This window comes from Candidatus Dormiibacterota bacterium (assembly GCA_035544955.1).
Classification (GTDB): Bacteria; Chloroflexota; Dormibacteria; order CF-121; family CF-121; genus CF-13.
The window spans coordinates 40400-62664 of the sequence record DASZZN010000008.1 but is presented as its reverse complement, the minus strand read 5'-3'; the positions used below and the strand labels follow the sequence as shown (position 1 = coordinate 62664).

22 protein-coding genes and 1 pseudogene are annotated in these 22265 nt (G+C 65.9%); 19 read left to right on the top strand and 4 right to left on the bottom strand.

What is annotated here, in order from left to right; all coding sequences use genetic code 11:
• Window positions 1-218 precede the first annotated feature (218 nt).
• The gene (locus VHK65_02400) at window positions 219-992 is read right to left on the bottom strand and encodes a 5-oxoprolinase subunit PxpA (GenBank protein HVS05001.1); all 774 of its coding nucleotides are present in this window, start codon (window positions 990-992) and stop codon (window positions 219-221) included.
• 77 nt (window positions 993-1069) lie between these two features.
• On the opposite strand from VHK65_02400, the gene VHK65_02395 reads away from it, so the two are divergent.
• The 10 genes and pseudogenes from VHK65_02395 to VHK65_02350 all read left to right on the top strand — a co-directional run bounded on the left by VHK65_02395 (window position 1070) and on the right by VHK65_02350 (window position 13640).
• Window positions 1070-2986, top strand: a complete 1917-nt coding sequence (locus VHK65_02395) for a molybdopterin-dependent oxidoreductase (GenBank protein HVS05000.1) — start codon at window positions 1070-1072, stop codon at window positions 2984-2986.
• A gap of 3 nt (window positions 2987-2989) precedes the next feature.
• Window positions 2990-4837 (top strand): NAD(P)H-dependent oxidoreductase subunit E, encoded by a 1848-nt coding sequence (locus VHK65_02390; GenBank protein ID HVS04999.1) that lies wholly within the window; start codon window positions 2990-2992, stop codon window positions 4835-4837.
• On the top strand, window positions 4834-5784 hold the full coding sequence (locus VHK65_02385) for a 2Fe-2S iron-sulfur cluster-binding protein (protein HVS04998.1): 951 nt from the start codon (window positions 4834-4836) through the stop codon (window positions 5782-5784). Before VHK65_02390 ends, VHK65_02385 begins: the two co-directional genes overlap by 4 nt.
• Window positions 5785-5983: 199 nt before the next feature.
• Window positions 5984-7384: an alkaline phosphatase family protein gene (locus tag VHK65_02380; GenBank protein HVS04997.1), complete on the top strand. Its 1401-nt coding sequence runs from the start codon at window positions 5984-5986 to the stop codon at window positions 7382-7384.
• A gap of 90 nt (window positions 7385-7474) precedes the next feature.
• Window positions 7475-8430: pseudogene (locus VHK65_02375) on the top strand (IS481 family transposase).
• Window positions 8431-8527: 97 nt separating this feature from the next.
• Complete coding sequence (locus tag VHK65_02370) at window positions 8528-9988, top strand: DUF1800 domain-containing protein (protein HVS04996.1); 1461 nt, start codon at window positions 8528-8530, stop codon at window positions 9986-9988.
• A gap of 15 nt (window positions 9989-10003) precedes the next feature.
• Window positions 10004-11251 carry a DUF1501 domain-containing protein gene (locus VHK65_02365; protein ID HVS04995.1) on the top strand — a complete coding sequence of 416 codons (1248 nt, stop codon included), beginning with the start codon at window positions 10004-10006 and terminating at the stop codon, window positions 11249-11251.
• Between the two features lie 20 nt (window positions 11252-11271).
• Window positions 11272-11946 (top strand): N-acyl homoserine lactonase family protein, encoded by a 675-nt coding sequence (locus VHK65_02360; GenBank protein ID HVS04994.1) that lies wholly within the window; start codon window positions 11272-11274, stop codon window positions 11944-11946.
• Between the two features lie 303 nt (window positions 11947-12249).
• Window positions 12250-13476: an ammonium transporter gene (locus VHK65_02355; GenBank protein ID HVS04993.1), complete on the top strand. Its 1227-nt coding sequence runs from the start codon at window positions 12250-12252 to the stop codon at window positions 13474-13476.
• 20 nt (window positions 13477-13496) lie between these two features.
• Window positions 13497-13640 (top strand): hypothetical protein, encoded by a 144-nt coding sequence (locus VHK65_02350; protein ID HVS04992.1) that lies wholly within the window; start codon window positions 13497-13499, stop codon window positions 13638-13640.
• Here the strand turns inward: VHK65_02350 and VHK65_02345 are convergent.
• On the bottom strand, window positions 13603-14337 hold the full coding sequence (locus VHK65_02345) for a metal-dependent transcriptional regulator (GenBank protein ID HVS04991.1): 735 nt from the start codon (window positions 14335-14337) through the stop codon (window positions 13603-13605). The genes VHK65_02350 and VHK65_02345 overlap by 38 nt on opposite strands.
• A gap of 19 nt (window positions 14338-14356) precedes the next feature.
• On the opposite strand from VHK65_02345, the gene VHK65_02340 reads away from it, so the two are divergent.
• Complete coding sequence (locus VHK65_02340; protein HVS04990.1) at window positions 14357-15139, top strand: ZIP family metal transporter; 783 nt, start codon at window positions 14357-14359, stop codon at window positions 15137-15139.
• 16 nt (window positions 15140-15155) lie between these two features.
• Window positions 15156-16388, top strand: coding sequence for an amidohydrolase family protein (locus VHK65_02335; GenBank protein HVS04989.1), 1233 nt, complete (start codon window positions 15156-15158; stop codon window positions 16386-16388).
• Here the strand turns inward: VHK65_02335 and VHK65_02330 are convergent.
• The gene (locus tag VHK65_02330; protein HVS04988.1) at window positions 16385-16621 is read right to left on the bottom strand and encodes a hypothetical protein; all 237 of its coding nucleotides are present in this window, start codon (window positions 16619-16621) and stop codon (window positions 16385-16387) included. The genes VHK65_02335 and VHK65_02330 overlap by 4 nt on opposite strands.
• Before the next feature lie 67 nt (window positions 16622-16688).
• On the opposite strand from VHK65_02330, the gene VHK65_02325 reads away from it, so the two are divergent.
• The 7 genes from VHK65_02325 to VHK65_02295 all read left to right on the top strand — a co-directional run bounded on the left by VHK65_02325 (window position 16689) and on the right by VHK65_02295 (window position 21318).
• On the top strand, window positions 16689-16844 hold the full coding sequence (locus VHK65_02325; GenBank protein HVS04987.1) for a lmo0937 family membrane protein: 156 nt from the start codon (window positions 16689-16691) through the stop codon (window positions 16842-16844).
• Between the two features lie 78 nt (window positions 16845-16922).
• A complete protein-coding gene (locus tag VHK65_02320) occupies window positions 16923-17465 on the top strand; it encodes a PspC domain-containing protein (protein HVS04986.1) in 543 nt (180 codons plus the stop codon).
• Between the two features lie 6 nt (window positions 17466-17471).
• Entirely contained in the window at window positions 17472-18383 is a 912-nt protein-coding gene (locus VHK65_02315; GenBank protein HVS04985.1) for a DUF5668 domain-containing protein, read from the top strand.
• Window positions 18384-18394: 11 nt separating this feature from the next.
• The gene (locus VHK65_02310) at window positions 18395-18970 is read left to right on the top strand and encodes a histidine phosphatase family protein (GenBank protein ID HVS04984.1); all 576 of its coding nucleotides are present in this window, start codon (window positions 18395-18397) and stop codon (window positions 18968-18970) included.
• 102 nt (window positions 18971-19072) lie between these two features.
• Window positions 19073-19360: a hypothetical protein gene (locus tag VHK65_02305; GenBank protein ID HVS04983.1), complete on the top strand. Its 288-nt coding sequence runs from the start codon at window positions 19073-19075 to the stop codon at window positions 19358-19360.
• 197 nt (window positions 19361-19557) lie between these two features.
• Window positions 19558-20712, top strand: a complete 1155-nt coding sequence (locus tag VHK65_02300) for an isocitrate lyase/PEP mutase family protein (protein ID HVS04982.1) — start codon at window positions 19558-19560, stop codon at window positions 20710-20712.
• 36 nt (window positions 20713-20748) lie between these two features.
• Window positions 20749-21318 carry a hypothetical protein gene (locus tag VHK65_02295; GenBank protein ID HVS04981.1) on the top strand — a complete coding sequence of 190 codons (570 nt, stop codon included), beginning with the start codon at window positions 20749-20751 and terminating at the stop codon, window positions 21316-21318.
• Here VHK65_02295 and VHK65_02290 read toward each other — a convergent pair.
• On the bottom strand, window positions 21260-22177 hold the full coding sequence (locus tag VHK65_02290) for a LysR family transcriptional regulator (protein ID HVS04980.1): 918 nt from the start codon (window positions 22175-22177) through the stop codon (window positions 21260-21262). The genes VHK65_02295 and VHK65_02290 overlap by 59 nt on opposite strands.
• Between the last annotated feature and the right edge of the window lie 88 nt (window positions 22178-22265).

The following is a 22265-nucleotide window of genomic DNA, read 5'->3' as shown; positions in this document are numbered from 1 at the left end:
GTGCGCCGCATACCAGGCACCCAGGGCCGACGGCAGGTCCTTGCCCACGCCGCGCACCGAGGCGACATGCAGGTTGCCTTTGAACCAGGTGCCGCCGGCCGCATATGGATCGATGACCGCGAGCCGCTTCGCCGGGGAGCCCGCCGGCTTCGCGTTCGACGAGCCCAGCTGGTGCCCGAGGACGGCGGAGCCTCCGACCGCGAGGACGAGGACCGCGATCAGGGCCGGAGAGTAGCGGCGCCCGGCGAACGCGGCGCGGAGACTGCCACCCCAAGCGCGCTCAGCTCCTGGCGGATGCGGGCCGCCAGCGCCGCGGAGCCGGGCGTGTCGCCATGCAGGCATAGGGTTTCAAACGCAATCGGGAGGTGGCTGCCGTCGCTTGCGATAACTTCACCATGAGTGACCAGCGAACGAACCTGGCGCGCCACCTCCTCCGGATCGGTGAGCACGGCGCCCGGCTGCGACCGTGGCAACAACGAGCCGTCCGGTCGGTAGCGCCGGTCGGCAAACGCCTCCGGCGTAAAGGGGTGCCCGACCGCCGCCGCGGCGTCCGCCATCGCCGACCCCGCGCGCCCGACCAGGGGAAGGTTGGGATTGAAAGCCCGAACGGCAGCGACGATGGCCTCCGCGACCAGGTCGTCAGTCTCGGCCTGGTTGTAGAGCGCGCCGTGGGGCTTGACGTGGCGGAGGATGGACCCCTCGGACCGTGCGATGGCGTCGATCGCCCCCAGTTGCTCGACTAGGAGATCTTTGATGTCAGCGGCACTCAGATGCATCGAGCGCCGGCCGAAGTTCGCCCGGTCATCGTAGCCTGGGTGTGCCCCGACGGCCACGCCGTGGCGGACTGCGAGTGCGACCGTCGTCCGCATCGTCCGCGGATCACCCGCATGCCGTCCACAGGCGATATTCGCCGACGTCACCAGCAGCAATAGGGCAGCGTCTGCATCCGGGTCGCCTTCGCCGACATCGGCATTCAGGTCGAGCTGACGCACGCGAGAATGCTACGTCGCCTTCGAAAAGGGCAGGCGCCGACAGCCGTTTTGCGACCTCTTATACTCGAGCCGGAGACATGGGCAAGGAGCAGCGGCGTCTGACCACGCCGATGATCCGCGACAACGGATCCCTGCGAGCGGCATCATGGGGTGAGGCTCTGGATCGAGCGGCCGCCGGCTTCAGGACCGCGATCTCGCACAAGGGTCCGACGGCGTACGGCTGCTTCAGCTGCTCGAAGACCACTAACGAGATGAACTTCATGGCTCAAAAGTTCGCCCGTGCAGTCATCGGCTCCAACAACGTCGACAGCTGCAACCGAACTTGACACGCGCCAAGTGTCGTCGGTCTGGCGGCAGTGTTCGGGGCAGGGGGAGGAACAAGTTCCTACCGTGAGGTCGAAGAAACGGATTTCATCATCTTATGGGGATCGAACGCGCGTGAGACGCACCCCATCTTCTTCCACCATGTCCTCAAGGGTGTCCATCGGGGAGCGCGCCTGATCGCGGTCGATCCGCGGCGAAGCAGCTCGGCACAGTGGGCGGATACCTGGCTTGGCATCGACGTGGGATCGGACATCGCGCTGGCCAATGCCATGGGCCGCGAGATCATTCACGCCGGACTTACGAACACCGAGTTCATCGAGCGCGCCACGACCGGCTTCGACGCCTACCGCGGAACCGTGGAGGGTTACACGTTGGAGCGGGCCGAGCGGGACACCGGGGTGCCGGCGGACGTCATCAAGACGGTGGCCCACGAGTACGCGCGCGCCGACCGCGCCCAGATCTGCTGGACGCTGGGAATCACCGAGCACCACAACGCCGTCGACAACGTGGTGGCGCTGATCAACCTCGCCCTGCTCACCGGCCACGTCGGGCGCTATGGCTCGGGACTCAACCCGCTTCGCGGGCAGAACAACGTCCAGGGTGGCGGCGACATGGGCGCGATCCCGAACAAGCTGCCCGGCTTCCAGGACGTGGAGGACGCTGAGAAGCGGGAGAAGTTCGAGCGGGCGTGGAACTGCATGATCCCGCCCAAGCGCGGCTGGCATCTGTCACAGATGTTCGAGGCCATGGACCGCGGGGACCTCACGACGCTCTATGTCATCGGGGAGAACCCGGCGCAGTCGGAAGCCGATCAGCAACGCGCCAAGCACCTGCTCGGCAAGCTGGACCACCTGGTGGTGCAGGACATCTTCATGACTCCGACCGCCGAGATGGCCCACGTGGTATTACCCGCCGCGGCTGGATGGTGTGAGTCGGAGGGAACGGTGACCAGCAGTGAGCGCCGGGTTCAGCGGGTCCGCAAGGCGCTGGAGCCACCCGCCGGCGCGCGGGACGACATCGAGATCATCTGCGAGATCGCCCGGCGGCTCGGTCATGATTTCGGGACGCCCGGCGCCGAGCAGGTCTGGGATGAAGTACGAAGCCTGAGCCCAATGCACGCCGGTATGAGCTACCGCCGGCTGGAGGAGCTCAACGGCATTCAGTGGCCCTGCCTCGACGAGAAGCATCCGGGGAGTCTCTTCCTGCACGGACGACTGTGGGCAGATCCCGTCGAAGGACCGCCCGCGCCGTTCCACGCGGTCGAGTTCGAGCCGCCCGTGGACGCACTCTCGGAGGAGTTTCCAATCCGCCTCACGACGGGGCGCCGCCTGGACTCGTTCAATACGGGCGTGCAATCGGGTCTATATAGTTCGCCGTTGCGCGAGGGTGAGTTCCTCCACATCTCACCCGAGGACGGCAGTCGCTATCACGTCGCGGATGGCGAGATGGTGTGTGCCAGGTCCCGGCGCGGATCAATCCCAGTGCCAATCCGCTATGACACCGGGCTGCGCCCCGGGCTCGCCTTCATGACGCTTCACTTTCCGGACGAAGTGCCCACCAACGTTCTGACCATCGATGCCACTGACCCGAAGTCGGGTACGGCGGAGTTCAAGGCAAGCGCGATCCGGATCGAGAAGCTCGAGGTGCCGGCGGCAGCGCCGACCGGCTAACCCATGGACATCAAGCTCGCCGCGCCGCCAGCAACGGCTGAGGAGCGAGCTGCGGTCGACGAACTGCTTGGGCCGCCCTCCGGCTGGCAGGGCGGCGTTGAGAGCCCGGTCGATCAGCGGGTCGCCTTTGGCGGCCATGCGGCTCGGGCGCGCCGCCACCTGCTGCTGCCCACGCTTCACGCCGTTCAGGATGGCGTCGGTTTCATCAGCCCGGGAGCGCTGGACTACGTCTGCGCCCGCCTGACCATCCCGCCTGCTGAAGCCTATGGTGTCGCCACCGGGTACGCGCTTCTTTCGCTGGAGCCGCAACCGCCGCTCGTCGTTCATGTGTGCGACGACATCGCCTGCAAAGCGGCGGGAGCGGATGAACTCTGCCACAAGATTGAACGGCGCGCCGGAAGCGACGGCAGCGCTCACCCCGATAGAACCGCAACCTGGCACCGCAGTCCATGCCTAGGCCTTTGTGACCGCGCTCCGGGCGCCTTCGTCCAGCGGGCAGGAAATCGAGCAACACACGGCGAAGCGTCCATCGCAGCCGCGGACGCGGAGCTGATCACCGGACTCATGGCGGGTAAACCCTGGCCCCACCCTGCCCCACAGGCGATCCCCCAGGTGGGTGATCCGGGCCTCCGCCTGCTGCGCCGCGTTGGCGTGGTCGATCCGCAGTCGCTAGACAGCTATCGCGCGGCGGGTGGATACGCCGCGCTGCGCCGCGCCTTCGAGTTGGGCGCGGAGGGCGTGATCCGTGAAATCGCGGACTCCAAACTGCTAGGCCGTGGTGGCGCCGCCTTTCCGACCGGGCGCAAATGGGAGGCGGTGGCACGGGCGCCGGAGCGGCCGCATTATCTCGTGTGCAACGCCGACGAGTCAGAGCCCGGAACCTTCAAGGACCGGATCCTGATGGAGCAGGATCCCTTCGCTATCGTCGAGGCGATGACCATCGGCGGCTATGCAACGGGCTGCGAGCGCGGCTATCTCTATGTCCGGGGCGAGTATCCCCTCGCGCGCCAGCGCATCCAACACGCCATCGACCAGGCGGAGGACCGCGGCCTGCTGGGATCGGACATCATGGGACGCGGCGTCGATTTCACCATCGAGGTTCGGCGGGGCGGAGGCGCCTATATCTGCGGCGAAGAGACAGCGTTGTTCAATTCCATCGAGGGCAAGCGGGGTGAGCCGCGCAATAAGCCGCCGTTCCCGGTGCAGTCGGGCCTCTTCGGCAAACCAACGGTGGTGAACAATGTCGAGACGCTGCTCAACATTCCGGACATCGTCACCGCCGGCGGACGCGCCTTTGCCGCCATCGGCACACCGGAATCCACAGGCACCCGGCTGTTCTGCCTTTCCGGTGCGGTTGGCCGGCCGGGCCTCTACGAGGCGCCCTTCGGCCTCACCCTGCGGCAGGTGCTCGACCTCGCCGGCGGCGTCCACGGACGGCTGCAGGCGATCCTGCTGGGTGGAGCAGCCGGCTCCTTCGTCACGAGCGACCAGTTCGACCTCCCGCTCACGTTCGAGGCGACCCGCGCTGCCGGGGTCACGCTCGGCTCCGGCGTCGTCATGGCCTTCGACGATTCCGTGGACATGAACGCCATCGTGCTCCGGATTGCACGCTTCTTCCGCGATGAGTCCTGCGGGCAATGCGTACCTTGCCGTGTCGGCACGGTCCGCCAGGAAGAGGCGCTGTACAGGCTGGCCGGAAGCGGTTCACCGGACGATGTCGCCATGCTGTCGGACATTGGCCGGGCGATGCGGGACGCGTCCATCTGCGGCCTCGGGCAGACGGCGTCGGCCGCCGCAGAATCGGCCTTGCGGCTTGGCCTGTTCAGCGGTAACCGGAGCCGCGGACGATGAGTGCGCTCATGGTGCAGCCCAAGCGACTGATCGGGATCAGCATCGATGGTCTCGAAGTGCAGGTGCCGGAGGGGACGACCATCCTCCAGGCCTGTCGCCGGCAACAGATCGACACGCCCACGCTCTGTTACATCGACACTCTCCATCCGGTCAACGTCTGCCGGGTCTGCGTCGTCGAAGTCGAGGGATCACGTACCCTTGTCCCGGCGTGCTCCCGGCCGGTCGAGGCGGGTATGAAGATCAAGACCGGCTCGGAGCGGGTCCAGCACAGCCGAAGGATGGTTCTGGAGTTCCTGGCTTCGTCCGCCGACATGTCGCTCACGGCCCCCGAGGTCAAGCGGTGGATGAACGAATACAAGGTCCGGCCGGAACGCTATGGCCCGCCGGCCGCCAGCCGGGCCGGTGAGCGCGATGGAGCTCGCACCGGCCGTCACGAAGCACCCGAATCCGGAGCGGCGGCCTCGGTGCGGCAGCCGGTCAAGATCGACAACGAACTCTACGTTCGCGACTACTCGAAATGCATCCTCTGTTACAAGTGCGTTGAGGCGTGCGGGGTCGACGCGCAGAACACCTTCGCGATCACGGTTGCGGGAAGGGGCTTCGAAGCACGGATATCGACCGAATTCGCCGTCGGACTCCCGCAATCCGCCTGCGTCTACTGCGGCAACTGTATCGGCGTCTGCCCGACCGGCGCGTTGATGTTCAAAAGTGAGTACGACATGCGGGAAGGCGGCACCTGGGACGAATCACGGCAAACGGTGACCTCCACGATCTGCGGCTACTGCGGGGTCGGCTGTACCACAGACCTGCACGTACAGGACAACACGATCGTGAAAGTCACCTCACCACTCGACCACGACGTCACTCGCGGCCATCTCTGTGTCAAGGGCCGCTTTGGCTTCCAGTTCGTGCAACGCCGCGACCCCGAGCGTAACGCGCCGGCGTAATTAGCCAGAGATGAGGCGCGTCATCGTTCTGCTGCTCGGCTCCATGCTCCTCGTCGTGGGCATCGCCGGGTGCGGCACGTCAAACGGCTCCGGGGGAACGACGTCATCCAGCGCACGCCCGGGTTACTAGCCGGGTCGAGCCGGCTTCACGCTGCGTCGTAACCGAAAGAGCCGGCCAACGCGACCGTTCCATCCGGTGATGCACCATCGACAGGCGGCGATTCGCCTGGTTGCGCTGCTCGGCACCGCCTCGGTGCTCAGCTCCTGCCTCGTCATCGGTCCGGGGACGGCGGATACAGGGATCCACAAGATCAAGCATGTGATCGTGATCATGCAGGAGAACCGGACCTTCGACAGCTACTTCGGCACCTATCCGGGCGCCAACGGGTTACCCAAGAATGTCTGCGTCCCCGATCCCGCCGGCGGCTGCGTCACGCCGTATCACAACGCCAACGACCTCAACGGCGGAGGCCCCCATGGCCAGACCGACGCGATCGCGGATATCAACGGCGGCAAAATGGACGGCTTTGTCGCACAAGCGGCGAAGGGGAAGAAGGGTTGCTCGCAAACGGACAACCCGGCCTGCGGCGGTGACAAGACGGACGTGATGGGATTCCACGACGCTCGCGAGATCCCGAACTACTGGTTCTACGCCCAGCACTTCGTGCTGCAGGACCGGATGTTCGAGCCGAACGCCTCCTGGAGCTTGCCGGAGCACCTCTTCATGGTCTCGGAGTGGTCGGCGCACTGCAGCATCCCCGGCGACCCAACGAGCTGCGTCAATGCGCTGCAGAACCCCGGCACCCCACCGGATTTCAAGAAGCATGCCGGGAAACCGGTCCAACCTCCCGACTATGCGTGGACCGATCTCACCTACCTGCTGCACAAGAGCAAGGTCAGCTGGAAGTATTACGTCGAGGGCGGGACCGAGCCCGACTGCGCGGACGACACCATGGCCTGCCCGCCCACCTTGCAGCGAGCCAAGACACCGGGCATCTGGAACCCACTGCCCTATTTCGACACCGTCAAGGCGGACGGCGAGCTGCCGAACGTGACCGACGCCTCGAACTACTTCGCGGCGGCCAAAGAAGGGACGCTGCCGGCCGTCGCGTGGATCGCGCCGAGCGGGCCGGACAGCGAACATCCACCGGCGCTGGTGAGCCAGGGCCAGGCCTGGGTCACCAGCCTCATCAATGCCGCGATGCAGGGCCCGGAGTGGGATAGCACCGCGATCTTCCTCGCCTGGGACGACTGGGGCGGCTTCTATGACCACGTCAAGCCGCCGGTCGTCGACCAGAACGGCTATGGACTGCGGGTGCCCGGCCTCGTCATCAGCCCCTACGCCCGCCAGGGGTACATCGATCACCAGACCCTTAGCTTCGACGCCTACGTGAAATTCATCGAGGACGACTTTCTCGGCGGCCAGCGACTCGACCCCAAGACAGACGGGCGGCCGGACCCACGTCCAGGCGTTCGCGAGAACGCGTCCCAGCTGGGCAACCTGATCAACGACTTCGACTTCACCCAGCAACCACGCCCCGGGCAGGTGCTGCCGACGACGCCGGCGCCGGGTCCTGCTTCATCCGGACCGTACAGCTGATCTAGATGTAGTTCCCACGGACGTTGTTGACAAACGACAGAGCCTCTTGCACGGTTTGGGTGTCCAAATCCAGACCGACAGGAGGCTCTCATGGCTCATCGTAGGGCGAAGCTCACCGTGGCGGGGCGGGAACTCGTGGTGCGACGGATCGTTGAAGGTGGCTGGCCGACGGTGCGGGTCGCCGAGGCCATGGGGATCTCGAGGGCAACAGCGTACAAATGGCTGGCCCGATTCCGGACGGAAGGCCAGCCGGGGTTAGAAGATCGGAGCTCGCGGCCGCAGCGGTCGCCCCGTCGGCTGAGCTCGGACCAGGTCAACCGGATTCTGGCCGCCCGCCGCCAGCAACACTGGGGTCACACCGATTGGCGCCGGTGCTGCGACATCCACGCTCGACGATTTACGCCGTGCTCCGTCGGTACCAGGGCGCGCGCCTGCGGGACTTTGACCCGCCGACCGGCACCCCGCTGCGCTCCGTAATGGAGCGGCCGGGACAGTTAATCCACGTGGACGTCAAGAAGCTTGGTCGAATCCCACCTGGTGGTGGGCACCGGGTGTGGGGTCGTGAGGCCGTGCGGCCACACAAACCGAGCCGCCTCGGGACTGACTTCGTCCATGTGGCTGTCGACGACGCCAGCCGGCTGGCCTTTGTCCGGGCGTATCCAGACGAACGGGGCGAGACCGCGGCTCGTTTCCTGGTGGAGGCGACGAGCTTCTTCATGCGGCACGGGATTCAGGTCGAGCGGATTATGACCGATTGCGCTCGTTCCTTTCGCACCTCGCGCCTCTTCAAAGATGCCCTGCGTGAGGTGCACGCTTCCCACGTGCTCACGCGTCCCTATCACCCGGGGACGAATGGCAAAGCCGAGCGTTTCATCCAGACGCTGATCCGCGAGTGGGCCTACGTCCGCCTCTACCGCAGCAATGAACGGCGCCTCGCTACCCTCCAGCCCTGGGTTCACTTCTATAATGCGCGCCGGACCCACACCGCCCTGGGAGGCAAAGCTCCGCTAGCGGCTGTCAACAACCTGAGTGGGAACTACATCTAGAACGATCGCCCGCCGGAGCGGGTGGCGAACCGCCGTTGAACCTTCTAAGGGGCCTCTCAGGCCGAGTTCACGCTCGAGCCATAGGCTACAAATGACCATGGACGACGCTCCGATCGCGCCGACGCCCGTGACGACGTCAAAGCCGATCTGGCAGCGGCCGGTATCGAGGCGAGCCGTGCTCGCGACCGGAGCCGCCGGCGCGACCGCGGCTGCGCTCGCCGCGCTCTGGAAAGGCAATGACCTGTCACAGATCCTCGACAGGGTGCGGGATTACACCCATAGCTACCAGGGTGCGCTCAGCACCCCGCGCGTTCGGGCGGCTCATCTGCTTCGCCGGGCCGGTTTCGGAGCGACCAGCGCGGAGCTCGATCACTACGCGGCCATGACCAGCACGATGATGACGCAGTCGGTGCTGAACTACCAACAGACGTCCAATGCCGCGCTAGAGGCGCAGCTCCCGACGCTCGACTTCAGCACGGAAAAGGGCCCAAATGCGGGTGCGCTGCAGGCATGGTGGCTGCAGCGGATGGTGCAGACGACGCGACCCCTCGAGGAAAAGATGACCCTCTTCTGGCACAGCCTACTGACCAGCGGGCTGGACAAAGCCGGTACCACGCAGCTCTATACGCAGAACGAGCTCTTTCGGAAGATGGCGCTCGCCAACTTCGACGACTTGCTGAAGGCGGTGTCCAAAGACCCCGCGATGATGGTCTACCTCGACACGGAGAACAACCGCAAAGGCAAGCCCAACGAGAACTACGCCCGGGAGCTGATGGAACTCTTTACCACCGGCATCGGGCACTACACCGAGGACGACGTGCGCGAGTCGGCGCGTTCGTTCACCGGCTGGACCCTCAAAGGCTCCAAGCAACAGCGCTACACGACGGTGTCCGCCTTCAACCCGAAATACTTCGACAGCGGACAGAAGACCTTCATGGGGAAAACCGGCAACTTCACGGGCGACGACATCGTCGAGATGCTGGTGCCGCTCCGCGCGACGGCCGAGCGCCTCTCCACCCGCCTGTTCAGCTTTTTCGCCTACTCCAATCCCGAGCCGGAGATCGTGCGTCACCTTGCCGACACCTTCCAGCAATCGCACTACAACGTGGGGGCCGTCGTCCGGGAAATCTTCTCCATGGACGCCTTCTACTCACCGAAGGCGTACCGCGCCCTGATCAAGAGCCCGGCTGAGCTGGCAGCCCAGACCCTGAGGACGACCGGTAGCGACGCCAAGACCTACGGCGCCGCCGTGGCGGCGACAGCCTCCATGGGCCAGATGCTCTTTTACCCGCCCAATGTGGCGGGCTGGCCCGCCGGGACCTCCTGGATCAATAGCTCGACGCTGCTGACCCGGGTTAACTTCGTCAACGCCGCCACGCAGCGGATGGCGTCATCGCTGACCAACTCGACCCTCGACCAACTGACGAGCACCCTGGTGGACGGCAACCTCAGCCCCACAACGAAGGATGGGCTGCAGGCGTTCGCCGCGGCGCATCCCACAACCCGGGCTGGCCTGCTCTTCATGGTGCTGGCGACGCCGGAATTCCAACTGAATTGATGGAGATGAACCACCATGTTTAGCCGCCGCGACTTCATGAAGCAGGGCCTGATCCCGGTCTTCGCGGGGTCGGCCGTGCCGTCGGTGTTCGCCAACGGCGTGGCGGCGGCCGCCGCGGACTCCCCCAACGCCGTACCCAGCGACCGGATTCTGGTGCTGGTGCAGCTTGCCGGGGGCAACGACGGGCTGAACACCGTGATCCCCTTCACCGACGGCGCCTACCACGACGCCCGGCCGACGCTTCGCCAGGACCAGGGCGTGTTGCCATTGAATAGCCAGCTTGGCCTGCACGCGAACCTCAAGGGGCTGAAGGCAAGCTTTGATGCCGGACAGCTCGCCATCGTGCAGGGCGTCGGTTATCCAAGCCCCAACCTCTCCCACTTCGCCTCGATGTCGATCTGGGAGACCGCCAACGTGAACAGCGGCATTGGCGACGGCTGGCTGGGCCGCTACCTCAACTACCTCGACCAGGTGGGTGAGTCTCCCAACCACGCGCTTGAAGGCGTGAGTGCGGGCTCGCTGGTCCCACCGGAGCTGCGCTCGAAGGCGCCCGTGACCGCGTTGCAATCCTTGAAGACGTTCCGCCTGCAGCCGGTCAACGAGCACGGCACCCAGGTCGACGTCGAAAACCCGCTGATGAAGTTTTACGGCGCGTTCAAAGGCGCCGGCCCGGCGCCCTTCGGGGCACTGTTCGACGCGACCTTGAACGAGGCGCTGCAAGCCTCGCACGCGCTCCAGGCGACCGATGCGAGCTACGTGGCGAAGGCCGCGTATCCGGCCAAGAGCGCAATCGCGAGCTCGCTCAAGCTGGTGGCGGAGACGATCGTGTCCGGACTGGGCGTGCGTGTGGCACACGTCACCCTGGGTGGGTTCGACAACCATTCGAACGAGAAGCCTGTCCATGACAAGCTGCTGCTCGACCTCGACCAGGCGCTCACCGCCTTCATGCAGGACCTCGCGGGTCATGGTTACGGCGACAAGGTGCTCGTCATGACCTGGTCGGAGTTCGGCCGTCGCGTCAAGGAGAACGGCAGCGCCGGCACCGACCACGGGACGGCGGCGCCGATGTTCTTGCTGGGCGCGCCGGTCAAAGGTGGACTCTACGGTCAGCAGCCGAGCCTCAGCGCCCTGGACAACGGCAACCTGAAATTCACCACGGACTTCCGCTCGGTGTACGCCTCCGTCCTGCAGGGATATCTCAAAGCGCCCGCCTCCGACCTGCTCGGCGGCACCTACGAAATCCTGCCGCTGCTCAAGGCATAGGCCGCGTGTAGCATCGCGGGGTGCCGCTCCCGCCGGATGCGATCGTCCGACTGAATCTCGGCCACATCTGGCTGGCGGAGTACCCGCTCCAGATCCCGGTGCACGGCTTCTTGATCAAGCACCCCAGCGGCGCGGGACTGGTCGATACCGGTTACGGCACGCCGTTGGAATTGATCAAGGACTACCGCCCGGTCAACGCCTCCGTGGCGGACGCGCTGCGCGCCCATGACGTGGATCCCTCCGACATTCGCTGGGTCATCAACTCGCACCTCCACTTCGACCACTGCGGGCAGAACGCCGTGTTTCCGCAGGCGCCCTTCTACGTGCAGCGACTGGAGTACGAGCGGCGACACCGTTATCCGGACACGCCCGCGGAGTGGCTTGACTTCGCCGGCGCGCGCTACGAACTCCTGGACGGGGAGCGCGAGATCATGCCCGGCGTCCGGGTGCTCACCACCCCCGGCCATACACCCGGCCACCAGAGCATCGAGGTCGATACCACCGCGGGCCCCGCCCTGCTGACGGGCGATGCCTGCTGGACGGTCAGGATGTTCGAGGGCGAGGCGCCGCAGGAGGGCATGATGGAAGACGTCCCGACCTTCCATCAGTCGCTGGACAAGCTGCGGCGGTTGAAGCCCACCTCCATCCACTTCTGCCACGACAACCGCACCTGGCGCCGTCCGACGCCCGTCTGAGCCACGCCGCACAAGACGATTCGAGGCATTTGTCGCGTCACGCCCATGGCGCTCACGGGCGACGACCCTGAGAATGAGAGGGCATATCCAGGCATCCCGCAGATCAGCGTGTTCGGGACGGCCTTCCTTCCAGCGAGGACCTCTCCTTAGGTCCTCGTTCGCCCTGGCGACGCACCGCGAACTCCCCACCCTCCCAGAGGGGGAGGGAACATCTTGTTTTGTGCTGGGTGCACGAGGTCCGGCGGCGATTTCCGTGGCCTCGGTCCATTACCTCAGTGGGTCCAATCGTCGGACAATCCCGGCATGAAAATCGATAGTGGCGATACCGCCTGGGTCCTTGCTTCGGCTGCGCTCGTGATGTTGATGACGCCGGCACTCGGTTTCTTTTACGGGGGGCTCGTCCGCCGCAAGAACGTCCTGTCAACAATCATGCACAGTTTTTTCATCCTCTGCCTCATCAGTGTCCAGTGGGTTCTCTGGGGCTACAGTCTCGCGTTCGGACCGGACAAGTTCCATCTCATCGGCGGCCTCGAATGGGTCGGCTTGAACAACGTGGGCTTCACGCCGAACGCGGATTACGCGCCCACCATCCCACATCAGGCTTATATGGTTTTTCAAATGATGTTCGCCGTCATCACGCCCGCGCTCATCAGCGGGGCGTTCGCCGAACGCCAGCGCTTCAAGGCCTTCGTCATCTTCTCCCTCCTGTGGGCGACCTTCGTCTATGACCCGATCGCGCACTGGGTCTGGGGCGCCGGCGGCTGGCTCCATAACCTCGGCGCGCTCGACTTCGCCGGCGGGACCGTCGTCCATATCAGTTCCGGCGTCTCGGCTCTCGTAGCCGCGCTGGTACTAGGGAGGCGGCTCGGCTTTGGTAAGGAGAAAGTCGAGCCACACGACGCCACCATGACGGTCCTCGGTGCCTGCCTCCTCTGGTTCGGCTGGTTCGGCTTCAACGCCGGGAGCGCCGTCGCGGCCGGCAGCCTGGCGACCAGCGCCTTCGTCGTCACCAACACCGCGACCGCGATGGCCGCCCTCACGTGGATGACGGTCAGCTGGTACCACAAGCGCCAGCCGAGCGTGCTCGGCGCCGCCGCCGGGGCCGTCGCCGGCCTGGTGGCGATCACTCCGGCCTCCGGGTACGTCAACGTGATGGGGGCAATCGTGATCGGATTCGGCGCCGGGGTGTTCTGCTACATGGCGATTCAGCTGCGCGAGCGGATCCACGTCGACGACGCCCTCGACGTCTGGGCGGTCCACGGCATCGGTGGCACCTGGGGCGCGCTCGCGACCGGGCTGTTCGCTACCGTCGCGATCAACTCAACCGCCGCCAACGGCCTCTTTTACGGCAACCCGAAGCAGGTCCTGTATCAACTTGCCGCGATCGGCGCCTCCTGGGCCTGGGCGGCCGGCGGCACCTTCGTGATCCTCAAAGTCGTCAACATCTTCGTTCCGCTCCGCGTGCAAGAAGACGAAGAACTCCTTGGCCTCGACATCTCGCAACACGGCGAACCCGCGTACGCCCTTTAAGTAAGGGAGGAGGAAAACTCATGGATGCGACAACCGTTCTGGCCGTGATCTGCAGCGCCATCGTCTTCGCCGGCTGGCTCGTCCTGCCGCACTCGGCGACGACGAAAGTTAAAGTCGCAGCCGTCGTCAGCGAGGAGCGGACGCCCGTTCCGGTCTCCGCGTAGGCGAGCGCACAACCGAAAGCTTTGAGGCGGTCTCGGTGCTGAGCGTCAGCATCCGAGCCGCCCGAAGTCGTATCGTCCGCCCGACCGTGTCGACCTCCTCGACCGTGATTCGCGTTCCGGGGTGAAGGCCTCGCTCGTGAAGGTACTGCAGCAGCGGGGGTGCCTCGCGCTGCGCCACCTCCGAGATCCTCGTAATGGTCCCGGTCTCTCCGGCCCCAAGGGCTGACAAGCGGAGCTCGTTCGCCCGCATCGTCGAGTGGCCCGGGATCGGGTTGCCATGCGGGCAGGTTTTGGGTCTCCCCATCTTGCGGTAAAGCCTCTCCTCCACCACCTCCGACACCGCGTGCTCCAGCCGCTCGGCCTCGGCGTCGGCGGCGACCCAGTCGAGCCCCAGGATGTCGGTCATCCAGCGCTCGACGATGCGGTGCCGCCGGACGATGGCCGCCGCGGCAGCATCGCCGCGCGCCGTCAGCTGGATTTCCTTGTGCGCGTTCAACCGGACCATTCCGTCGCGGGTCATACGCCGAAGCGCCACCGTCACCGTCGGCCGGCTGACGGAGAGCCAGTCCGCCAGGCGGGCACTGCGCACGACCTCGCCTTCCGCCCGGATGTAATAAATCGCCTCCAGGTAGTGAGCGATGACCTCCGAGGGTGGGCGGAAGCGTGTGTTAGCGTTATCTAATTGTGAGCTTCGCACCTACTAACAATATATAACCGTGAGTCACGGCACCGCTGCCCTGCTCGGCGCCATCGCCGGCGCCACCATCTTCATCGGTCTCCCGGTCGGCCGGATCCGCGGCGTCTCGCGCACCGTTCGCGGGCTGTTGAATGCCGTGGCAACCGGCGTCTTGCTGTTCCTGCTCTGGGATATCCTCACGCACGCCTCGGAACCGGTCCAGACGGCGCTCTCGGGCCTGCACCAGGGTGATCGTCGCTTTTTCGCGCTGGTGCTGATCTTCGGGGCCGGCCTCGCCGTCGGGCTGCTCAGCCTGATCTATGTCAACGCCCGCCTCTTCGGCCGGACGAAGGACGCCGCGCCGCCGCCTCCCAAGATGCTGGCGATGATGATCGCCACCGGGCTGGGACTGCACAACCTCTCGGAGGGACTCGCCATCGGCCAGTCTGCCGCCACCGGCGCGGTCGCCTTCGCGGTGGTGCTGGTGATCGGTTTCGCGCTCCACAATGTGACCGAGGGTTTCGGCATCGCGGCGCCCCTGGCGGCCGACGAGGCGATGCCGTCCTGGCGCTTCTTATTCACGGCCGGGCTGATCGGCGGCGGCCCCACCTTCCTTGGCACCGTCATCGGCTATGCGTTCACCTCGACCTACGTCTATGTGCTCTTCCTGGCACTCGCCGCGGGCGCGCTTTTTTACGTCATCGGCGAGATGTTTCACCTCGGCCGCCGCTTCAATTCCCCGATCGCCATGGCCTGGGGACTCCTGTTCGGTTTCCTGCTTGCCTACGGCACCGATCTGTTTCTGACGTACGTCGGGTCGTAGATAGACTAGTCAAGCCGTGAACGCTGTCTTCGAGCACGCCACCGTCCTCGACTGCACCGGCCGCGATCCACAGCCAGATGCGCGGGTCGTCGTAGAGGACGGACGGATCCGGCGGATCGGCGCCTCAAGCGGGCCTGCCGGGCCGCGCGGCGCCCAGGTGATCGATTGCCAGGGGCGCACGCTGATGCCTGGATTGCTCGACGCCCACGTGCACCTGGCGATCATCGACCTCGATGCCGCCGCCGAGGTGGCCCTTCCACCCGCCGTCCTGGCGTTGCGGATCGCGAAGGTGATCGAAGCTACGCTCGACGCCGGCTTTACGACGGTCCGCGATGCGGGCGGCCTCGACTGGGGATTCAAGGAAGCCGTCCGCCTTGGATTGATCCGCGGCCCGCGGATCTTCATCAGTGGCGCATTCATCTCGCAGACCGGCGGACACGGCGACCATCGGCCACGCACCTCGCGCGCGAGCTTTCCGGTCGCGCCCGGGCTGGCCTCGGAGTCGATCCTCGCGGACGGCGCGGATGCCGTGCGTTGGGCCGCCCGCGAAGTCATCCGTCGCGGCGCCGACCAAATCAAGATGATGGCAAGCGGCGGCGCGGCCTCACCCACCGATGAGCTGGACCATGTCCAGTTTTCCGTCGAGGAGCTGGCAGCCGCCGTCGACGTGGCCGGTGCCGTCGGGACCTACGTGCTGGCGCATGCCTACGCGCCGCGGGCGATCCAGAACTGCCTGAATGCGGGCGTCCGCTCCATCGAGCATGGCAACTTCCTCGACGAGGCCACCGCCGACCAGATGCTGGCCGCCAACGATGTCTACCTGGTGCCGACGGTCATCACCTACGAGCTCCTCGCGGCACGCGAAGCGGGCGACGGCTGGACCCCGGACATGGTGCGCAAGATCCGCCACGGACTGACCGGCGCCTACGACTCCTTAGGCCTCGCCTTCGAAAAGGGCCTGCGGATCGGATCTGGATCCGATGTGCTGGCCGAGATGCAGGGTGAGAAAGGCAAGGAGATCGCCTGCCAGGCTCGTGTGATGGGCGCGATGAACGCGATCATCGCGGCCACCCGCACCAACGCGGCCCTGATGCGCATCGAGAAGGAGGTCGGCACCGTCGAAGAGGGCAAGCGGGCCGACCTCATCGTGCTCGACGCCGACCCACTCGAGGACCCCGCGATCTTCGCCGACCCGACCCACGTGCGGATGGTGGTCCGCGGCGGGGATGTCGTCAAAAACCTGGATTAGCGGCGGCTGAGCGCTTTCCTAGGATGGGGAGGATGAGGGACCACCGAGGATCCGGAGACGCGTTCATCGGCAATCTTCGCCAGCCGATGCCGCTCGGTCGCAAGCTCCGTATTCTCCTTCGGAACCGACTTCGATTTCCTCCCACCCCCTGTTGCGGTCACCCCGGCGAGCCCGGCTGTTGAGAGCCGGCGGAAGGCCCGGGTCCGGGTCACCACCACCCAGGTTGACACCATGATCGCCTAGCGCTAATATGATATCGCGGTTATCAAGTAGCACGATATCCCTTACGGGAGGTTCTTCATGGTTAGCTTGATCTGGACCGTCGTCGTCGTCCTCTTCGTCTTGTGGCTGCTCGGCCTTTCGCTGCACGTCGCTGGGGGCCTTATCCACCTGCTTCTGATCCTCGCGATCATCGGGATCGTCTACAACTTGCTGGTCGGCCGGCGAGCCGTCTAGGAACGCGGAACTCGACGAGGGCGCGCCTGGGCGCCCTCTTTTTTCGCGCTCACACGACGTGGGATAATTGCCGGGGCCATGGGTGAGACGACAGGGGGCGTCTTGCGGCGTGGACCGGATCGGATCATCGGGGGCGTCTGTTCGGGCCTCGCCATCTACTTCGGTGTCGACCCCCTGCTGGTCCGCATCGTCTTCGTCATCCTTGCCTTGATCCCACCCGGAATTGGTATCGGCGTCCTCCTCTACCTGGCCCTCTGGTTCCTGATGGAGCCACCGGAGGGTGCGCCGACATCGGCCACGCGAAACATCGGTGCTCGCCTGCGCGCGATGGGTGACGAAGTCCGGGAGGACTTTCGCACCGGCTTTCGTACGCACCCCACCGGCGCCGCGACTCCCACATCGCCGGCTGGCGTGCCGGCATCCCCGCCCTCGCAGGGTCGCGGGCCAGGAGCCACCCATGGTGACCGACCCAGGGGGCTGTGGCTCGGCATCATCCTGATCGTGATCGGCGCGTACTTCCTGGCCGCCAATCTCGGATGGTTCCGCCTCATCCACTGGGAGATCGTGGGCCCCGTCATCCTGATCGCCGCCGGGCTGCTGTTTCTGGCTCGCCGCCGCTAGGCAGCCATGTACAGGAGCCGCGGCCTGCTGTTCCCGCTGGTCCTGATCGCAATCGGCGTCGTCGTTCTGCTGTCCAATACCGGCGTCCTCTCTTCGGACGCCCTGCTGCGGCTCGGTGACCTGTGGCCATTGCTGCTCGTCATTCTCGGACTGCAACTGATCCTCAATCACACGCTGCCACGCCAGCAAGCCACGCTGACCGGGCTGGGCGCCACGGTCGTGATCGTGGGCGCCGCCGTGGCCTATGCCGCCCTGGCACCGGCGGCCCCCTTCGGCACGCGGCAGGCGAACTCTTCGGAGAGCCTCGGCGGCCTGACGGCGGCGACCCTGGACCTGAACTACAGCGGGGCGACCGTCGACATTCAAGCGGGCAGCTTGGGCGACTCGCTCTACCAGGCGCGGGTCGATTACCCGGGCAGCGACTACCCGCCGACGATCAGCCTCGACCACGAGAGCGGCACCTTGCAGATCAAGCAGAGCTCGGGCTTCGTTCCTCTCAACCTGCTCGGTGCGTCACGGCGGCACGTCGTGGTCACCCTGACCGATCGCATCCCCTGGAGCATCACGATCGGCAGCGGCACCACCAACGCGCACCTCGACCTGCGCCATCTGCAGCTGGCCAAGATGGACATCTCGGGCGGCTTCAGCCGGATGGACGCACAGTTGCCCAGCCCGAAGGGCACCGTCGTGATCAACATTTCAGGAGGCGTCAGCAACCTGACGCTCCGGGCGCCGGCCGGCACCCAGTGGCATGTGGCGGCCAGCGGCGGGGTGAGCGGGCTCCACATCAACGGGTCCTCGTACGCGGCGATCGGTGGCGACTTCCAGCGTCAGAGCCCCGGTTACGCGTCGGCCTCCGACCGTTACGACATCGAGATCAGCGGCGGCGCCTCCCGCGTCGACTTCCGGACCGGCTGAGGCCAATCCCGTTGGCCCAGTCGGTGGTGCTGGCGCGCCACGGGGAGACGATATGGAGTCTCAGTCTTCGCCACACCGGCAAAACCGATCTTCCCCTCACGGATGAGGGAGAACGCCAGGCCCGCGCGCTCGGCCCGCGGCTGCACGCCTGGAGGTTTGCGCTCGTCCTCACGAGCCCGCTCCAGCGCGCCCTCGAAACCTGCCGCCTCGCGGGCTATGGCGAGCAGGCCCAGGTGCGACCCGATCTGGTCGAGTGGGATTACGGCCGCTACGAGGGTCTCACCTCCCAGCAGATCGAAGAGCTCCACCCCAACTGGTCCCTATGGCGGGACGGCTGCCCCGGCGGCGAGACGGCCGCCGATGTCGGCCGCCGCGCCGACCGCGTGGTCGCCGAAGTCCGCGCGGTTCGCGGTGACGTCTTGCTCTTTGCCCACGGACACGTGCTGCGTGTGCTCGCCGCCCGCTGGCTTGGCGAGCCACCCGAAGGCGGCCGCCACTATGCGCTGCAGACCGCGACCGTCAGCGTCCTGGGCTACGAGCACGCCGATCCAGTGATCCGACTCTGGAACCAGCCGCCCCTCGCCTGACCCAGGACCCCGGGCCGCCTGGGCGTGGACCGCGGGTGATCTGCTACGGTGTCGATCAGGAGCCCCGTTCGCTCGGCGAACTCAGGGAAGGAGGGAAGCGAGATGGGAATGTTTTCGGTGCGTGGTCCGCTGCCGCAGCAGGCCGAACGCGCGTCGCCGGTTCGAATCCACTCGGAGGTTCTGCGTCGCCTCGGCGCCGTCCGGGCGCGGTTGGCGCTCGCGGCTGGAGCGGTCCTGCGCACCACCGGACTGGAGGTCGCTGCCCGGTTGGGGAAGGCCCGGCTCGCCGCGATCGCGGCGACGAATGACGCGCGGATCGTGGCGATCTTGCTGCTCCTGGCGGCCGTAGCGCTGGGCCTGGAGATGGCGGCCAGCTTCCACGTGATATAGGAGTCGTTTATCGCCCCAATCGCCAGAAACGATTGGACTTGATGACTCGTTAGTTGATAACGTTTCACCCATGATCAGCATGGAAGGGCGAGTCATCCAGACGGCGCGCGACGACTACCAGTGTCGGGCCGAGGTCGTGGAGTGCGGCTGCCCAGACGACTGCGAACGCGATCACGGGAACGAATAAGCCGGTACTGATGTCCCGGATCGCCGTGCCGCAAACCAGCAAGCTCGCCCCCAGCCCGCTGTTGCCGGAGGGGTTCAAGGTGCCGGCTTCACGCTTCGTCCATCCCAGCACCCGGATGCGCGAGCTGCTCGATACGGAGCCGTTCCTGTTCGGACCGGGGGTCTACGACCCGATGGGCGCCCAGCTCGTCATGTACTACGGCTTCAAGGCCGTCTACTTCAGTGGCTACTCCTTCGCCATTGGGCACCTGGGGACGACCGACATGGACCTCTACTCCAACGTCGAGATCGCGGACGCTGCCCGGCGGACAGTGGGCGCGCTGCGCAAATTCCAGCTGACGATGGCGGTAGGCGATCCGGAGAAGGGCGTTGCGCCAAGGCATCTCGACATCCCGCCGGTGATCGTCGACATGGACGGCGGCTACGGCAACATCTTCAACGTCCAGCGCACCACCGAGCTCTACGTGACCGCGGGCGTGGCAGCGGCACACATCGAAGACCAGGTGCTCCCCAAGCGTTGCGGCCACATCGGCGGCAAGGCGCTCATCCCGGTCAACGAGATGGTGGGCAAGCTGCGGATGGCGCGGGCGGTCGCCGACGACCTGGGCAACCGCGACTTCGTCATCATTGCCCGCACCGACGGCCTCAGCGCCGTTGACGCGCCCGAGCCGCTGCGGCACATGGAGCTAGCCGTCGATCGCGGCCTGCGTTACCTCGACAGCGGCATTCCCGACCTGCTCTGGTGCGAGTTCCCCACGGCCGATCGCGGCGCCGTCGAAACCTTTACCGAGCAGATCAAGAAGCGCTTTCCGGACGCGCGCTTCGCCTTCAACTGGTCATCGTCGTTCAAGTGGATCAGCGAGCCGAACCCGATGACCTTTGCCGAGCTGGCTGAGATGGGCGTGAAGTTCATCTTCATCACCCTGGGCGCGCAGCATGCCGCAGGGCATGGCCTGAGTGTGCTCCTCCAGGCAATGTCGACGGACCAGCAGGACGGGTACATCGCGCTGCAGCGGAAGGAATTCGAGCAAGGCCAGGACTTCCCCACCAAGAGCCACCATTTCTTCTCGGGCGTGCCCTACCACCACCTGGTCGGTAAGGCGTACGACGCGGCCCGTCTCGGCCAGGAGTTCGTCGAGACCCTTCCCGAAGACCGCGTCGTCTAAGCCCCGGCTCGATCCCGCTGGGGAGACAGACAATGGATGATGGCGATGATGAACGCCTCGGATGTAGTCGAGCTACTCGGCTGGCTTGAGCTGCACGGAATCGACGTATGGCTAAATGGCGGCTGGGGGGTTGATGCGCTTCTCGGCCATCAAAGTCGTGCACACGAAGATCTCGACATCACGATCTCGGCTGCGGACCGCGCGGCTTATGCGGCGGCCATGGAAGCGGCAGGCTTTAGCACCCACCGTGTGGATAACGACTTCAACTGGGTGCTCCGTGACGGGCGCGGACGCCTGGTCGACGCCCACTTAGTGGACTTCAGCGAAACGCTGATCTCGGCAACCGGGGTTAGTGTGTATGGTCCAGCGGGATTGCCATTCGAGGTGGGTTCACTCGAGGGACGAGGGACAATCGCCGACAGACCAGTCAAGTGTGAGACGGCGGCATTCCAAGTCAGAGGCCATATGACATACACGCCGGATGAGACGGATTATCGAGATGTCCTCGCCCTATGCCGGGCGTTTGACCTTGAGGTGCCGCCCATTTTCAAACTGTGGAGAGGAGATGCGCGTCGGCGGCAGGATCGGAGTCGCGCACCAGGTTGAGGAAGGCCGCGACCGTTCCTGATGGCCGGCCCTGGTCGCGGCGGCGGATCACCACGATCTTTTGCGACATCGCCGGCGCGTCGGTGACAGCGACCTGGGTCAGGGTCTTCGCGGCCAGCTCGCCCGCGACGGCCGAACGGGGAAGCAGGGCGATGCCGAGGCGGCGCTCGACCATCTTCTTCGCCGACTCGATGTTGTCCAGCTCCATCACCTCGCGCGGCGTCACGCCCAAGCTGAGAAAGAAGGACTGGGTCAGCTCGTAGTAGCTCGAGGTGCGGTCGAAGAAGATCAGCCGCTCCGAGGCGACGTCGGCGATGCCGACGCTCGATCGTTCGGCGAAGGGGTGACCGGGCGGCACGACCAGGACCAGCGCCTCTTCGTACAGGGGGATCGACTCGATGTCCGGGTGTCGCATGGTCCGCACCATGGCCAGCTGGACCTCGTCGCGGAGCAACATCTGCAGGACGTCTTCCGAATGTCCGGTCCGGACCGCCACCTCGATCCGCGGGTAGGCGGCCGCAAACCGCTGGAGGAGTGCCGGGAGAATGTAGGTGCTGACGGCCGGGGCGGCTCCGAGCACCAGCCGGCCGGCGGAGGCGGAGCGGGCGTCATTCAGCGCCTGGCGACCATCGCGCACCGCCCGCATGGCGCGTTCGGCAAAGGGGAGGAAAGCCCGGCCGGCGTCGGTCAGGCGCATGCCACGGCGGGTCCGCGCGAAGAGCGGCTCGCCCAACTCCCGCTCGAGCGCGTGGAGGCGGGCGGTCAGCGTCGGCTGGGTGACGAACATCGCCTCGGCCGCCCGACTCACGTTTCCCCGGCGCGCGACTTCGAGAAACCCCTCGACCTGGGCCAGCAGCACGTCCTAGCTATAGACGTTTTCTATGGCGCAGTCAAGCGCGACTCGGCCCGCTCGATAACTGTTACACAAGTCACGCGGAATAGCTGAC